The sequence below is a fragment of the Pseudomonas farris genome (genome assembly GCF_019145235.1).
Taxonomy (GTDB): domain Bacteria; phylum Pseudomonadota; class Gammaproteobacteria; order Pseudomonadales; family Pseudomonadaceae; genus Aquipseudomonas; species Aquipseudomonas farris.
Genome location: NZ_JAHSTV010000005.1, coordinates 331,002 through 345,487 on the forward strand (window position 1 = coordinate 331,002; position 14,486 = coordinate 345,487).

The 14,486-nt window shown below is 58.9% G+C and carries 19 protein-coding genes; all 19 read right to left on the reverse strand.

The window, feature by feature from the left end:
* Positions 1-22 precede the first annotated feature (22 nt).
* The 19 genes from KVG95_RS12870 to KVG95_RS12960 all read right to left on the reverse strand — a co-directional run bounded on the left by KVG95_RS12870 (position 23) and on the right by KVG95_RS12960 (position 14,485).
* Positions 23-454 carry a phage tail assembly chaperone gene (locus KVG95_RS12870; RefSeq protein ID WP_217856716.1) on the reverse strand — a complete coding sequence of 144 codons (432 nt, stop codon included), beginning with the start codon at positions 452-454 and terminating at the stop codon, positions 23-25.
* A 2-nt stretch (positions 455-456) separates the two neighbouring features.
* Entirely contained in the window at positions 457-1,197 is a 741-nt protein-coding gene (locus KVG95_RS12875; protein WP_217856717.1) for a gp53-like domain-containing protein, read from the reverse strand.
* Positions 1,198-1,208: 11 nt separating this feature from the next.
* Positions 1,209-1,694 (reverse strand): phage tail assembly chaperone, encoded by a 486-nt coding sequence (locus KVG95_RS12880; RefSeq protein ID WP_217856718.1) that lies wholly within the window; start codon positions 1,692-1,694, stop codon positions 1,209-1,211.
* The gene (locus KVG95_RS12885; protein ID WP_217856804.1) at positions 1,694-2,614 is read right to left on the reverse strand and encodes a glycine-rich domain-containing protein; all 921 of its coding nucleotides are present in this window, start codon (positions 2,612-2,614) and stop codon (positions 1,694-1,696) included. Before KVG95_RS12885 ends, KVG95_RS12880 begins: the two co-directional genes overlap by 1 nt.
* 133 nt (positions 2,615-2,747) lie before the next feature.
* Positions 2,748-3,263 carry a phage tail protein gene (locus KVG95_RS12890; RefSeq protein WP_217856719.1) on the reverse strand — a complete coding sequence of 172 codons (516 nt, stop codon included), beginning with the start codon at positions 3,261-3,263 and terminating at the stop codon, positions 2,748-2,750.
* Positions 3,260-4,411: a phage tail protein gene (locus KVG95_RS12895; protein ID WP_217856720.1), complete on the reverse strand. Its 1,152-nt coding sequence runs from the start codon at positions 4,409-4,411 to the stop codon at positions 3,260-3,262. Before KVG95_RS12895 ends, KVG95_RS12890 begins: the two co-directional genes overlap by 4 nt.
* 11 nt (positions 4,412-4,422) lie before the next feature.
* Complete coding sequence (locus tag KVG95_RS12900) at positions 4,423-5,022, reverse strand: YmfQ family protein (protein ID WP_123719827.1); 600 nt, start codon at positions 5,020-5,022, stop codon at positions 4,423-4,425.
* On the reverse strand, positions 5,010-6,053 hold the full coding sequence (locus tag KVG95_RS12905) for a baseplate J/gp47 family protein (RefSeq protein ID WP_217856721.1): 1,044 nt from the start codon (positions 6,051-6,053) through the stop codon (positions 5,010-5,012). The genes KVG95_RS12900 and KVG95_RS12905 overlap by 13 nt, the downstream gene beginning before the upstream one ends.
* A complete protein-coding gene (locus KVG95_RS12910; protein WP_217856722.1) occupies positions 6,043-6,441 on the reverse strand; it encodes a phage GP46 family protein in 399 nt (132 codons plus the stop codon). Before KVG95_RS12910 ends, KVG95_RS12905 begins: the two co-directional genes overlap by 11 nt.
* Positions 6,441-6,950, reverse strand: a complete 510-nt coding sequence (locus KVG95_RS12915; RefSeq protein ID WP_038979176.1) for a phage baseplate assembly protein V — start codon at positions 6,948-6,950, stop codon at positions 6,441-6,443. The genes KVG95_RS12910 and KVG95_RS12915 overlap by 1 nt, the downstream gene beginning before the upstream one ends.
* Positions 6,951-7,093: 143 nt before the next feature.
* The gene (locus KVG95_RS12920; RefSeq protein ID WP_217856723.1) at positions 7,094-8,137 is read right to left on the reverse strand and encodes a phage baseplate assembly protein; all 1,044 of its coding nucleotides are present in this window, start codon (positions 8,135-8,137) and stop codon (positions 7,094-7,096) included.
* Between the two features lie 3 nt (positions 8,138-8,140).
* Entirely contained in the window at positions 8,141-9,379 is a 1,239-nt protein-coding gene (locus tag KVG95_RS12925) for a DNA circularization protein (protein ID WP_217856724.1), read from the reverse strand.
* Positions 9,366-11,387, reverse strand: coding sequence for a phage tail protein (locus KVG95_RS12930; protein ID WP_225923027.1), 2,022 nt, complete (start codon positions 11,385-11,387; stop codon positions 9,366-9,368). Before KVG95_RS12930 ends, KVG95_RS12925 begins: the two co-directional genes overlap by 14 nt.
* Positions 11,387-11,572, reverse strand: a complete 186-nt coding sequence (locus KVG95_RS12935) for a hypothetical protein (protein WP_105340307.1) — start codon at positions 11,570-11,572, stop codon at positions 11,387-11,389. Before KVG95_RS12935 ends, KVG95_RS12930 begins: the two co-directional genes overlap by 1 nt.
* Positions 11,518-11,814, reverse strand: a complete 297-nt coding sequence (locus KVG95_RS12940) for a phage tail assembly protein (RefSeq protein ID WP_123719832.1) — start codon at positions 11,812-11,814, stop codon at positions 11,518-11,520. Before KVG95_RS12940 ends, KVG95_RS12935 begins: the two co-directional genes overlap by 55 nt.
* Positions 11,811-12,158 carry a phage tail tube protein gene (locus KVG95_RS12945; RefSeq protein ID WP_007907215.1) on the reverse strand — a complete coding sequence of 116 codons (348 nt, stop codon included), beginning with the start codon at positions 12,156-12,158 and terminating at the stop codon, positions 11,811-11,813. Before KVG95_RS12945 ends, KVG95_RS12940 begins: the two co-directional genes overlap by 4 nt.
* A 67-nt stretch (positions 12,159-12,225) precedes the next feature.
* Positions 12,226-13,722 (reverse strand): phage tail sheath subtilisin-like domain-containing protein, encoded by a 1,497-nt coding sequence (locus tag KVG95_RS12950; RefSeq protein ID WP_217856725.1) that lies wholly within the window; start codon positions 13,720-13,722, stop codon positions 12,226-12,228.
* On the reverse strand, positions 13,722-13,904 hold the full coding sequence (locus tag KVG95_RS12955) for a DUF2635 domain-containing protein (protein WP_007907211.1): 183 nt from the start codon (positions 13,902-13,904) through the stop codon (positions 13,722-13,724). Before KVG95_RS12955 ends, KVG95_RS12950 begins: the two co-directional genes overlap by 1 nt.
* Positions 13,901-14,485 carry a phage tail terminator protein gene (locus tag KVG95_RS12960; protein WP_217856726.1) on the reverse strand — a complete coding sequence of 195 codons (585 nt, stop codon included), beginning with the start codon at positions 14,483-14,485 and terminating at the stop codon, positions 13,901-13,903. Before KVG95_RS12960 ends, KVG95_RS12955 begins: the two co-directional genes overlap by 4 nt.
* Between the last annotated feature and the right edge of the window lies 1 nt (position 14,486).

The following is a 14,486-nucleotide window of genomic DNA, read 5'->3' on the forward strand; positions in this document are numbered from 1 at the left end:
CTCTCTTGCGTTAAAAGGAGGCTTAATTGTTTTTTCGAAGGCTGTCTTCAAGCCAGCCGGGTTTGACAGGGCGATATTCGATTCCAGGAAAATTCGGCGCCAATGGCCAATCCCGGAGTTGCTGCCTGTAAGCAAGCAACTCCTTGAACTGCACGGCGGTCAATGTTGTGCCTTCACCCATTTCCAACTCTTCACTATCACGAACGATAAGCCACTGAGTCATTTCCAGCGCCTTGCTTCGCCAAGCCCTTTCAATGTCTGAACTGGATTGCACAGCCAGTAAAATCCGCTCCGGGTGCCCATCACTGTTCAAGGAGAGCACTGTGCCTTCAGGTGCATCGATTACCAGCGAGCCATACTCCTCTTCGCTAACTTCGAACGCATCAGAGGGTATATCTGCCCCATGTAACCCTGAATGATAAAAACCTGAAGTAGCAGGGGAAAAATAATACATATTCAATACCCTATTCCGATAACCCTAGCGGCGATTGAGTTTGTAGGCCAATCCGGACAACGCACATTAATCCCCACAAGTCGACTCACTGACAGATTATTAGTCCATGTCAAAAAAGTTCCGGAGGCCGTACCTTCATGAGTTGCAACAGCGAGAAACAGTGCATTGGGAAACGCCAACGGCCATAAATTGAGATCACCATAACCACCATTGGCGGCCTGACTTGCAGAACCGGTGATCCACTGAATGATGAGGCCACCCATCCAGGAAGGAAAAACGATATACCCAGAGGCGCCAAGCCTCACCAAAAATCCAAGTCTCAGTTTTTTGGGTGTCACCATGGACGCATCGCTTACTCCAGCATTGACCTCGGCCTGTGAGGCTATTTTTGCAATGCCCACAACTGCTTCCGTCGCCTGAACCACTTTCTTTGCAATAGCCTGAAAAACACGCAGCGGGGTCATCAGCTTAGCGATATTGGTGCCTGCCTCTGCGTCCTCTTGACCCGCCAGGCTTTCAGTCTGCTTTTTTGCGATCAGACTGGTAATCGCGGTTTTCAACTGAGCGTTATCATTCTCATCGGGAATCTCCCCGACACTTTCAATAACCCCGAGAATCTCCTGCGTAACGCCATTCCCCCAACTTGCTGGAATCAACGATCCCGGCACACCGGTCAGCGGATTTTCATCCACAAATTTCCCACTTACCAAACCAGCACTGGGCACACTTCTCGGATAATCCATGTCAACCTCTCCTATACGTCGAAACAATCCCTGCCAATAGCATCGGCTAACCAATCAGGAGCCTCCGGCCGGGCAGCTATAGCTGGAAAGCTTTCAGCGGCAGGCCAGTCGCGCAACGCTTGTCGGTACTCAAGCAACTCCAAGTGATGTTTCACCGTGAGCGTTGTAACGCGTCCAAGCTCCTGCTCATCACGATGGCGCGTCGTCAGCCATTGACTGCTCGCAAGAATGGATTGGCGCCAGACACGTTCCTGCGCCCATGGATTTTCGCGCTTTGTATCCGATGTATCAGCCATACCTGATGCACCCAATACAACGGGAAGCTCGAAGGTCTGTCCTATATCGCTAATCGAAGTGCCTGGCTTTACATCAACACCTTCGGGTACACGTACCATCGAGGTCAGAAAATCCGGAGCAAATAATTGGTTAATCTCGTAGTCGCCCGTATCAACCAACTCAACAACGACTCCATCTTCTACACGTGCATAAACGGCCATTATTCGTACTCCCAGATTTCACAAAAGGCATTGCCGCCGGGTCCGCTCAGGCACGAGGCCGAAGCATTGGTCGAGCAGCTGCCGCTGCCTCCTGAACCTCGCGCGCCGGGATTACCATTGCCGTTCACGCCTGTGAAAGAGCCACCACCGTCGAATGGGCTGGCGCCTCCCGCTCCAGATAGAAGCCCCCAGTTGGTGTTGCTCATCGCATAACCACCGTGAATACCGCGAGCGTTGGCCAGATTTCCTCCTGTTACAGCCAGCCCTCCCGCGCCTCCCTGAACAAATCCGGAGGTGTTTGCTACAAACGTCAGAATTTGTCCGCCATAACCTCCCGCTGCGCTCATGTAGGACCCGAAGGAAGCGCCGCCTCCCGCAGCCCCCATCGCATTGCGCGCGGCACCTCCAGCTCCCAATGTAATAGGTATCCCTGCCAACATTTCCGCGCTCACGTCATAGAGACTTTCGGCATAGGCACCTGAGCCACCGCCACCGCCCAAACTTTGATAAGTCGCCGCGACAGGCGGGCAGCCGGCCCCGGAACCACCGGCGCCCACCAACCGCACGCGAATTCGTTTGGCCTTGGGATTGGGGCGGTAGACCGTGATCCCGACAGTATCGAATTGCTTGACCGCCAACAGTCGGCCTACGGCATCGGTGATGCCGTAACCACTTAGTGTGGTAGGGGTGTTGTTCATCTTGGTGAAATCGACCAATGCGCCAATCGACAGCACCAATTGGTCATTTTTGGCTTCGTCAGGTGTCAGCCCCGCAGCCTTGATGACGTTCAGAATCTCTTGTGTCACGCCATTGCCCCAGGTCGCGGGAATCAACGATCCCGGTGTCCCGACGATGGGATTTTCATCGACAAACCAGCCGTTGACCAAGCCGACGCTGGGCACGCTTTTTGGATAATCCATACGTCTTTCGTTCCTCTGAAATAACAAATGAACCGTGTCGATGCGGTTATCGGTGCAATCGCGACCACGGTTATTCAAGAAAAAAAAGCCCACGGATACGTGGGCCTGAACAAGGGAATTGAATGGCTTTTGCCTAGTCAGCCAGACCGCTGACGAACTCACGAATAGCCACCAACGCTTCATCGCCAACACTACGGGCCAGATTGATATTGCCCTTGGCCGCGTTCGCGCGGATTTGCGTTTTGGCCTTGAGGCGCAATGTGCGCAGGGTCAGTAAGTTGTCGCTCAGTTGTGCGGCTTTGCTCAGGATCTGCTCGGCGGCCTGTTTGGCCGTTCGGCCTTTGACGGCCCATGCGGAGACGGCCAGCGGTACGTCTTTTTTCGGGTAGCCCGCGTCCTGAAAGGCTTGGGCGTCAGCGGCGGCCTGGGCGTATTCCATGGCTTTGAGTGGATCACCGGCCAGGGCAATGCGTGCTTTGTCTGCCGCGGCATCGACTTTGGCACAGAGACGTTCGGTTTCCTGTTGTTCCAGTTCTGCGACTTTCAAAGAGTCCAACACCCACGTTTCACCATTCCAATCATGGGATGGAGAGGGCTGAGCAGGACGTAGTTCATTTTCAAACAGGTGAAGTTCTTGAATGACATTCATCGAATCAACTCCCAAGTAAAATTGACATTGACTGCAGCGCTGAAATTGATCGCAATACCATTCGAATAATCTGATTGAGAAAAAGCCTTGATACCCATGCTCAGCAAAAGTTCGTCGCTGTCGGCGATCCCGGCACCATAGGTATGTTCGGCCTGATACGCCTGCCAGAGCGAGCGCGCCTGCGTATGGTCAAAACTCGCCGCCAGTGTGGAAATCGTCGTGTCGTTCAGGACATTACTGGTAAATATTCGGACGGCATCGTTAGCAGTACTCCACCCGTTCCAACCGCTCGCAGTCGTCGCTGCCGGACTCAGAAATGAATAGTTACCACCGAGCCATCCCCCCGGAGCAAAGCCCACAACGGTGATAGCTGTCGGATGAGGTATCGGATTGCCGACGACTAGACGTGCAGCCCGGGAAAGAGGATCCAGAGGCAGATAAATCAAACCATCACCGTTCACCGTTCTGGTCCAGCACAACGTAGAACGGTTATAGATCAACCGGACCGTAGGCGTGGTACCGGGTGCAGAAGTTGAAACCCACGCAATACACATATCCAGCGGCGTGGACTGAAATCCACCGCCTGCTGTGCCGTTGACTGTGCCCTTCAACCCCTCAGGTTGTGCGTCGTTCAAAGCACCGCGTTGCATGTAAAACGTCAGTATGTTGCCGACCACTTGTGCCCTGAGGAAATATACGGTGCTAGGCAACAGATCCAGACTGCTCCAAGCCGCAGTGCTAAAGGTCCGGGTTCTGCCCAACTGCCCAGCAACGACTTCCTGACCGATGCTGACAAACACCCCCGCCGGAATCGAAACCTTGCCGCCATTCGTAGCCACAGCAATCGCAGTCACTGGCAAACGCCCATCCGCCGTCGCCACCGTAGCCGTCGGCAGCGAGCCGATTGGCAACGCCGAATCCAGATTCCAGCCCTTGGCGGACACGCTCTGAATCGCTTGCAGCAACTGATCGTACTTCGTCTCGTCCGGAGTCAGATCCCCAGCCTTGATGACATTCACAATCTCCTGCGTCACCCCATTCCCCCAATCCGCCGGAATCAGCGATCCCGGCGTCCCGGTCAGCGGGTTCTCATCCACAAACTTCCCATTCACCAACCCGGCGCTGGGCACACTTTTCGGATAATCCATCCCTCTACTCCCTAGTCATAATTGATGTGCACCTTGGTATGCGCCGGTGCGCTGCGGTGGATCAGGCATTCCAGTGCCGAGCCCGGGTTCACGCCGAAGCGTTCGCCCCAATAACTCGCGCCAAAACGCCGGCCCAGCAGCAATCGCCCGCCTGTATTGAGCGTCCACATGAACTGCGCTTCCCACGTGCCCCAGTGCGCAGCACCGAAACGCGAGCGCCCCATGCGCGGGGCTTCCAGTTCGGTGATGGTGGCGTTCGGGTAGCCCTGGCTTTTGGCGATTTCGAGGTAGTAGCCGACGGCCTGGCTGCCGACCGCGAGCAGGCGACGACGTACCGCGAGGCGGCGGTCATCGAACAGTGGCGTGGCGCCGAGGCACGGGTCGGGCAGGTTCATCACCCGCTCCCAGTCCGGCACCAGTTCACTGACGCCGGCCGGGTCCATTTCGTTGAGCAGGTCGGCGGCGCGGGCGTCGAGGCGGGCCAATTCCTGGGCGACGCCTTCGAGGACTTCTTCGAGTTCCGGCACCCGTTCAGGGTCCCAGGCCGGGCCGGTGGGCAGCAGGCTGCGCAGTTGGGCATGGTATTGCGCGGCGGTTCTTATGCCCCCCATACGCAACCTCCGAAGGTCAGCAGCTCATTGCGCTCGGTTTCGACATCAGCGACAGGCGAGGTAAGTACATGGTCGTTTTCGCCGCTGGTGCTGCTGATCGCTTCACGGATGTGACTGATCAACAACTTCTGGCCGAGGTCGGCTTCACGGTTATGCAGGTCTCGCAGCTGCGCTTCAACGGCGGCGCGTATCGCGGTGGTGTCGGGGGTCAGCGTCAGGTGATAGACCACCGGCACCTGAACCGGCCGCTGCACATGCACCTCGGCAGTGACTGGGCGCAGGGGCTCGATGTAGGCCTGGACTTCGGCCAGTTGTTCATCGTTCGGCACCGGTTGCGGGTCGTCGTCGCGCATGATGAACAGGCTGACCGTACCCGGCCCCAACAAACCGCCACGGCACCAGGCGCGGGTCACGCCGGGGCATTCCAGCGCCCAGGTTTCATAGTCCTGGGCCGAACCGCCGTGAGGGATGATGCGGTAGGAGCGGATCACCCGCGCACGCAGCGACTCCAGGCTTTCCCGCGCCACACCGCCGTTGAGACCTGGCGCAAGCACGGTAAAACTATTGCCGACGATACCCGCAATCGGTTGCACCGGAATCAGCGTTATACCGGCCTCGGCATTGCCCAGGCTGCCGGCCTCGAGCGCGGCGATGGTGGTGGTGTTGAGGCCATTGCTGGTGGTGCGTGCGGCGGTCACTTTGTAGGCGCGACCGTCGCTCGATTGCAGCAAAGTGTCGACATCCAGCACGGCACCGGCGCTGGCGGTAAAGCTGACGCTGCCGCTGGCCGCCTGTGCGGGTTTGCGCGGCTGGTTCAAACGCAGTGCGGCGATCCGTTCCAGGGTCGACTCATCGGCCTTGTCCGGGAGGATCTGCTCGGCGATCCAGTCCAGGTAGCCATACAAGCCATAGGCGGCGCCACCGAGGGTGCGGGCGAGCACTTGCGCATCGGACTGGCGCAGCGAATCGCTGGCCAGGTCGCTTTGGGTGCGCTTGATCAGCACCGGCAGCGAAGGGGTTTCAAACGGCATAGATCACCTGCCAACTGTTATCAGGGTTGATGTCCAGGCGCTCGCCATCGGCCAGGGTCAGGACCATGCGCAGGTTCAGGCGCTGGGCGTCGAGGCGTTTGCTGATGATGTCGATGGCGCTGCAATGGCCGTCGTCGATCAGCCATTGCAGGGCTTCGCGGGCATAGAATTCGGCGTCCATCTGGGTTTGTCGGGTCAACTTGACCCGACGCAGCAGCCACAGTCGCGAACCGATGCGGTCGTCGGCCACCGTAGGAAAGGTGTCGCCCCACCAGCCGAAACGTTCCTCGTCATCGAGGGCATCGTCATCGGCGGCGCGACGCCAGGTGAACAGGCTGATCAGCACTGAGCGGGTCAGTGCGGCGTGGAGATTTTGGCTGATGAACATCATTGCCCTCCTGCCGGTACGCCGGTCTGGCCATTGCCTGCTTGAACGCCGACATGCACGTGTTTGATCTGGCTGATGCCGCCAGCAATCTGATCGCCTTGGGAGACGATCTTGCCGGTCTGGGTCAGGGTCGGAGTGTCGATGTTCACGGCGCTGCTCGCGCGGATGTTCAGGGTGGCGGTTTCGATGTCGATGATCCGCCCGCGCTTGAAGTGAATTTTGTCGCCTTCATCGGTGTAGATCGCCACTTCGCCAGCGGCCAGGGACTGGAGGCGATAGCGACGGTCGGCGACCACCAGTACGATGGCGTGGGAGCGATCACCGCCCAGAAAAGTGGCGATACCTTCGGCGCCGGCCAGCGGATTGCTGGTGAAACCGTAGGGTTCGAAATGCTCCATGTCGTCGTTCACTTCGCCGGCGGTGAGGCGCATTTGCAGCGATTGAAGCTTGGTGGCCGAGTTGGCGAGCACGACAGTGCCGCGCGCCAGGAGGCGTGTCAGTAGGCTCATTGGGGGTCCTTCAATGATCAGGTCGGACGCGGTCGAGTGTGGGAGCGGGCTTGCTCGCGAAAGCGGTGGGTCAGTTGACTTCAGTGTTGAATGATCAACCGCCTTCGCGAGCAAGCCCGCTCCCACAAGGCTCGGTGGAAGGCTCAGGTTTTCTTCGCAGGCTCTGGATTGGCATCGAAGGTATGCGGCGGTGCGACTTGCAGGGTGGTGACCGAGCCTTGCGCCGACAGCGAGTAGGTCACCTTCGAGATCAGCATGTCGTCATCGAACCCCAGCACCGGATCCTTGACCCGCACCAGCGTGTTGTGACGCCACAGATCGCCATTCGATTGCCGCCAGCCTTGCACCTGATAGGTGGTGGCTTTGGCCTTGCCCACGCGGGTGGCGCTTTCCCAGTTGGCCCGTTGCAAGGCGAGATCGGGATTGATCTGCATGCCTTCGTTGATCACCGTGACCCGTCGACGCTTGTAGCTCAGGTCGGCGGACACCGATTCAACCTCGCTGACCGCTGCACCGCTCTTCTTGTCCGTGCCCTTGTGCTGACCGATTACCCGGTATTCGGAGAACACCTGGCTGTAATCCATTGGCGCGTTGGCCGACAGAATATTTTTGCCCAACTCCAGCGCATCGCTGGCCCGGCCACCACTGCCAGGCCGGGCCAGCACCAGCCGGCCCTGGGCATCATCGGTAGAAAATACCCGAAACAATGTCAGCAAGCGGTCGATGGATTGAAACACCGTTTCTCCCGGCACAATGGTGTGACTGCTGAGCCGGGCGGTCTCGGGAATTTCGCTGACAACAAAGACCTTGTAGGTGATCGCCAACGCTTCGACGATGCTCAATAGCGATTGCTCATGCCATTGGTTCGGACGGTTGGTCGCGGCGCAATCCACCAGATCCTGGGTGCAGGAACTGCCTTCGATGTTCAGGCTGATCTGCCGCCCGTCATAACTGATCGGCGCCTTGAACACATACCCGGTCAGCACCAGATCCTGGCCGATGCGCACTTCACAGGCGTCACCGGGCTGGATCCGTTTGTCCACGGTCTGCCCCGGCCATTGCCAGGTGATGTTGAGTTTAAAGGTGCGGAACTGGCGCTCCAGATCCGCAGTGATTTCCACGCTTTTCCAGCCACCGTATTCCAGGCCGCCGACGGTCAGGGTGACCCGGTTATCCATGTCGTTCATGGTTCACTTCCCGGAAACTTTCACATCGTTCGGCGGCAGGAACCCCGGATGGGCAACACCGTTGCGTTGAGTCACTTCCGTAACCCGCGTGGCATCGGCAAATTGCCGATAGGCCACGACGACGGCAGGCAGGCTCTCCTGAAAGGATTTGCTGACCAGCCGCACACCGGACGACGCCACGGCTTTTAGGTGCGCATTCAATTTCTGCTTCAGATCGTTGATGGCCTGATAGTGCGCGGGGCTGGCCTTGTTCAGTGCCAGTTGGATCGCTTCGTTCAACTCCTTTTGCAACAACTGCAAATCGTCGGTGACCGGCACTTCCTGACGGGTGACCGGCTGCAGCGCCTGATGATCCAGCGACGGCTGCGAGGTCAGTTTCACCGGCGTCGACGCCACAGGCATCGAAGCGACCCATTGCGCCACCTTCACCAGCAGCGTGTCCTGCACCAGATCGGCCATGGCTTGCGCCGCCGCCGTGGTGTCCTTGCCGGTGGTGAGCTTCGGTGCATCGGCCTTGCGGATGGCTTCGATCTGCTGGGAAACGTTGGCAATCACGCCACGATAGCCCTCCTTCGCGAAGTCCTTGAGCGATTTGATATCGCCGAGCAATCCCTTGAATTCCGCCGCCACTTCCTTGGGCAATTCCTTGACCGCTTTGACCAGCTCGCTAATTTGCCGGTACTCCTCGATCAACGGTTTGAGCTGTTCCTGGATCACTTCATAAACCCCAGTCAGGCTGTTGCGCAGATTGGCGATGCCGATCCGCGCAGCCTTGATCAGGGTCATGGCCTGTTCGAAACGCGTCACCGCCGAGCCCAGCAGCGTGTCCGCCGATGACAGCAGCAGCTTTTGCGTGCTGACCGTGGCCATCGGAAATTGCAGCGGCTGATCGGGGTAGAACTTCAGGGCAAAGGTCACCAACCCGCCGTCCTGGCGGGTCTGGGTCATGTCGCATTCACCGACCTTCACTTGCATCCGCCCCAACCACGGGTGGACCAGTTCACCACTGCCCAGCTCCAACGCCTTGAGCAGTTTGTCGCGCTGCTCCAGGCAATCTGCGCCGACAATGAATGCCGTCAGATCATGGATCTTCGCCTGCTGGCCAAGGCCCTCGAAAAACGGCTGATCGCGTTGTGGATACTCGTGCAACTGGCCCTTGTGGCCGACCGGGGTTTTCGCCTGATCGACCCAAAAACCGACACCGCGAAAGGATGCCGGCAACAAACGGTCACGCCAGTTCATTGGAACCTCCCAGAGACAGCGAGCGATAGCCGATGCGCGAATTGAGCGACAGCCCCGGTTGATTGGTTTGCGGTTGATCGGTGCGCAGCCCGGCCGGCGCGTTTTCGAAGCGCACGGTCAGGCCGCCTTCGAGTTGCGTGCGGTTATTGGCGGCGGTTTGCTGCACCAAGGCGTTGGAGCCTTGGGCCAGGTTGTTCGGCAGCAGCGCCGTGTCATTGCTGGCACCAAAGAACGCAGGTGAGAGCTCGCCCTTGCCTTCGGCATTGGTTTTCTGTTGCGCCGCGGTCAGGCCTTCGACCTGACCGGTGACACTGGCAATGAAACCGCCAAAACCACCGTTGAACATTTCCTTGATCGGCGCGATCAGTTCTTGCAGCTTGCCCCACCAAGTGGAGAACCACTCGGTGACCGGCTCCCAACCTGCCTTGAACATGTCCAAGGGTGACCAATCAAAGAGTCCCTTGAAGTAATCCACTGTCGGTTGCGCCAGCAATTGCAGGTTCTGCCACATCCCCGAGAAGTAATTGCTCACCGGATCCCAGGCTGCACGAAACACTTCAGACGGCGACCAGTCGAACAGGCCTTTGAAAAAATCCATCGTCGGTTGCGCCTGCACCTGCAGGTTCTGCCACATCCCCGAGAAGTAAATGCTCACCGGGTCCCAGGCTGCACGGAACACCTCAGACGGCGACCAGTCGAACAAGCCTTTGAAAAAATCCACCGCCGGTTGCGCCTGCACTTGCAGGTTTTGCCACATCCCCGAGAAGTAATTGCTCACCGGGTCCCAGGCTGCACGAAACATCTGCGTCGGCGACCAGTCGAACAGGCCTTTGAGAAAATCGACCGCCAACGCGGCCAGCGCACGAAGCACATCCCATGTCGCCGAAAAGAACGCAACCAGCGGTTGCCAGGTACGGGCGACGTTGTCCAGCACGTTCCAGTCAAAGAGCTTCTTGAGAAAACTCATCGCCGGCACTGCCAAGGCCCTGAGCAAATCCCAGACCGCGGAAAACAACCCCACCAGCGGCTGCCAATTGCTGGCAACGATGACGAACGGATGCCAGGAAAACAGCGTCTTGAAAAAATCGCCGATCGGTGCGGACAGGTTTTTTATTTCCTGCCAGAGCGAACCGAAAAAGCCACTGATCGGTGCCCACGCAGCTTCGATCAACGCTTCGGGCGACCACTCGAAGATCGCCCGGAAGCCTGCCCAGGTCTGCGTCGTCGTGTCGGAGATCGATCCCCACAGCTCAGAAACGAAACCGCTGACCGGCGCCCAAGCCTCTTTCAACGTTTCGAGCGGCTTCCAGTTGAACAGGCTCTGGAACGCTGCAAACGTCGACTCCGCCGCCCCTTGCATCGCTTGCCAGATACCTTTGAAGAATCCCGATATTGGCTTCCAGTAAGCCACAATCAAACCCGCAGTCAGGGCAATCACTGCCGCGACGATGCCAATCGGCGAAGTCAGCAGCCCCATCACTGCAACGAGCCCCATGGCCCCTGCGGTGACCACCGTGAAGGCCACGGCTGCCGCCGCCAACCCTTCGACCAGTGAAGGGTTATTGGCGACAAATTCGCCAACGGCAGTGATCAACGGCATCAGGCCGGTGACCACACTGTTGACGGCAGGCAGCAGCGCCTGCCCCATTTTCAAGGAAATACCGTCTACCGCATCGTTGAACTGCTTGAGGTTGGTCGCTGTATTACCGAGCGGCACCTCAGGCGCTTTCAGCGTCGTGGTTTTATTGGATTTTCCCTCGAGTTCATCTTCTGCCTTGATTGCCTTTTTGATGCCGCTGATGAAGGGTTCCAGCAGCCCGCCCCCACTGATGAAAGCGCCCGCATCGAGAGTGCCAAGACTGTCCTCGATGCTTTTCTTGAATGCGCCGATCCTGGCCTTGATGCCCTTGAGCTGGGTGTCCAGCTTCTGGGCATTAATCACGACCACGGACATGTTCACCGTGGTCTGAATGTTCGTCAGGCTCATGCTTTGTTGTAAGTTCGCCATCACTGCACCTGCTGCATCGCATTGATCCGTTGCGCGTGCTCCAGCGATTCGCGGAGCACATCCAGTGGCCTGGCCATCATCTGTTCGGGGTCAACCTTCCAGAACCAGGCCAGGTCATAGGCGACTGCGATCAGGTCGGTGATGGCTCCGACGCCGCACTCATGAAAAAACTCGCGACGGCCCAACTCAGCGCGTTGAGGTCAGCCAGATCCAGCTGGTTGACCGACGACGGCGGGATGCCGGCGCACACCGCGATGTATTTGGCCGCGACGTCCATGTCGAGGCTGACCTCTTCGCTCTTGTCGATCTTGTACGGCAGCGCCTTGATCGCTCGAACTTCCTGCACCGTCGGACGGCGCAGGTTGAGTTCGGTCAAGGGCTCGCCGTGGGCTTCGATCGCAACTTGAAGCTTCACGGCGTTGCTCATTGCCAGGTCCCCTTGATGCCTTCGAATTTCAGTTCGATGGTGGCGTCATCGCCTTTCGATACCGGTTCTTCCACCAGGTAGGCGCCGGCCAATACGTAGACTTTGCCGTTGCTGAATTCGCAGGTGACGGTCATGTCAGTGCCTGCGATCAGTTGCTTGAGCGGGAAGTCCGCGGTGTGCAGCGCCGTCACTTTGAACGACGGCGCGATGTCGGTTTCCTTGTAGAAGCCCGGCACGACGGTTTCCCGTTTAACGGCCATCAACGGCGCTTCGCAGCCGCCGTTGATGGTCAATTGAGCGCCGTCCACTTTGACGTAGCAGGTGCCCGCAATCAGTTGCCCCATGGTGTTTCTCCCTTCAAATAAAAAGCCCACGCGAGGTGGGCTGAAATCACACAGTCAAAGGCAGCGATCAGGCTGCGTCGTCGTACTGCAGACGGAACTGGTTGAGCAGCGCGAACACGCGCAGGCCGTTGATGTAATCCGGCGGGAACAGCACGTTGACCCGGCTCGGGTCCTGAACATCGCGCTCGACGATCAGGTGTTCGGCGAACAGTTCGGCGTTTTCCACGTGGCCTTCCAGTTCGAGCTTGGCGTACTGGGCGATCAGCTCACCGCGAATGGTGCTTGGGGTGACGATGGGCTGGCCGGCGCCGAAACGGGTGCCATCGGAGGCCAGTTTGTGCCGACCGTATTTGCTGGTAATCACACTTTGCAGACGACGCACGATGAACGCCGACTGGTGCATGGTTTCGCTGTCCAGGTAGGAGTTATCTGCCTGGCCGTAGGCGTTCTTCTGATAGGTGGTGATCGAACGCTGAATGCGCACGTAGCCGCCTTCGTAGTACGCGGTAGCGATGCCGTAGTTGAGCAACGACTGACGCTCGGTCAGAGTGAAACGCTCGCTTGCCGGTGCCGGGTCCAGACCTGGCAGGCTGCCGCTTTGGGTCGGACGGCTGGCGTCGGCAGAGATAAACACCGAGGTGCGCGCAGCCAGTGCAGCGGCCTGCACCCAGAACGGTTGCGGAACACCCGGTTCCAGCGCCTGGATGGTCATGTGCTGGTCGTTACGCACCTGACCGGCCGCCACCAGCGTACCGAGGGTGCCGCGCTTGGCGCTGTAGACGTGACCGAACAATTGCTTGGCCCACGACCAACGACCGGTGCTGTCATCCATGACGGCTTGCCAGGTGTTGAGGGTCGACAGATCCGACCACGGCATGCAGATGAACTCGAACGGTTCATCGCCCAGCGCCGCCACGGCAGCCACTTGATCCGGCACACCGGCGCCGCCGGTCATGGCGGTGATCGCCGAGGTCAAGCCAGCCGGCGTTTCTTCGCCGTTGCTCTTGCCCAGGCGATTGAATTGCAGGCTGATGTCATTGCCGCTGTCGCCAGTCCATTTGGCGCTCAGAGTGACCACGCCTTCGGCCGCTGCGGCAGTGACCGGCAGATCGGCGCTGGCATTGATTTTCAACGCCAGCGCGGTGGCTGCTTGAGCAGCCGTGGCGCCATTGACGATGGCCGCTTGAACACGAACGCCGCCGACGTACAGGTTGAGCACGCCGCTTTGCGTCGCCGCACCGGTCAGGGTGAGCACGCCTTTGGCAATGCTGCCTTCAGTGTTGTGCAGCGGCAGGCACCAGATCTCGCCGATCGGATCGGTCTTGCGCCAGGTTTCGTACATCGAGGCGAGCATCGAACCTTGGCCGCCAATGCTTTTTGCCAGCGCCACGCTGGACACCAACACCAGTTTGCCTACATCGGCCGGTGCGATGTTGTCGTTGACCTGAGCGACGATCAGGCGGCGCATGACCGACGACGCGCTATTGGCAGCCGAGTTGTCCATTTCGGCATAAAACAGCGGAACACGGATGTCCGCGGGGATGTTGCTGAATCCGATCGCCATTATTTGGCTCCCTGTGGTTTCGCCGCTTTCACGGCTTTGGTAGTGATATCGCCATCGGCCAGACGTCGACGCCACCAGGCGTTGTCCGGCACTTCACGGCCCTCGAGGGGCAACAGATCGCCCGCTTCCGGGTCCGGCACTACACGGCCCGGGGCCGGCAGCACGGTGATGCGTTTGCTCATGGGGTTACGTCTCCAGAGAAAGTCAGTTCCAGGCGCCCGTCGGGGCCTGGGCGTTTCAGATTGGGGTCCGCCGGATCGATCGCATCGACCCGCACGGTGACCCCGGTAAAGGACGACAAGCCGTCCAGTTCACGCTCGTGCCAACTCTCCGCCGGCTGACCCGGCAGATTGCGACCGAGCTGGAATTCGGCAAAAAAGCGCAGGCGATACAGCACGCGGCTGCTGTTGATGGAAACCAGTTCGCCGCCGTCGTACTCGATGGCCTCGTAGTCGCTGCCGGGCTTGAAACCCACCAGTGCGCGCCAGAGTTCGGCGCGTAGGTCATGCAACAGATCCAGCGCTTTTGTAGGGTCCGTGGTGTCGAGTACCAGGGTGACTTCGAAGCGGTCGCGGATCGGTTGCAACATCAGGTTTTGCGCGAGGCTCTTGCTCGCCAGATCGGCAATCGGCACCACATAGGCGCAGGGGGTTTGCAGCGGGGTGTTGGCTTGCAGCGTGGCGAGGTCGATGCCGGCCGCCACTCGATTGGCCAGGGTTGGGCATTGATCGCGCAGCTGTGTGATCAGGGCTGTAATCTTCATA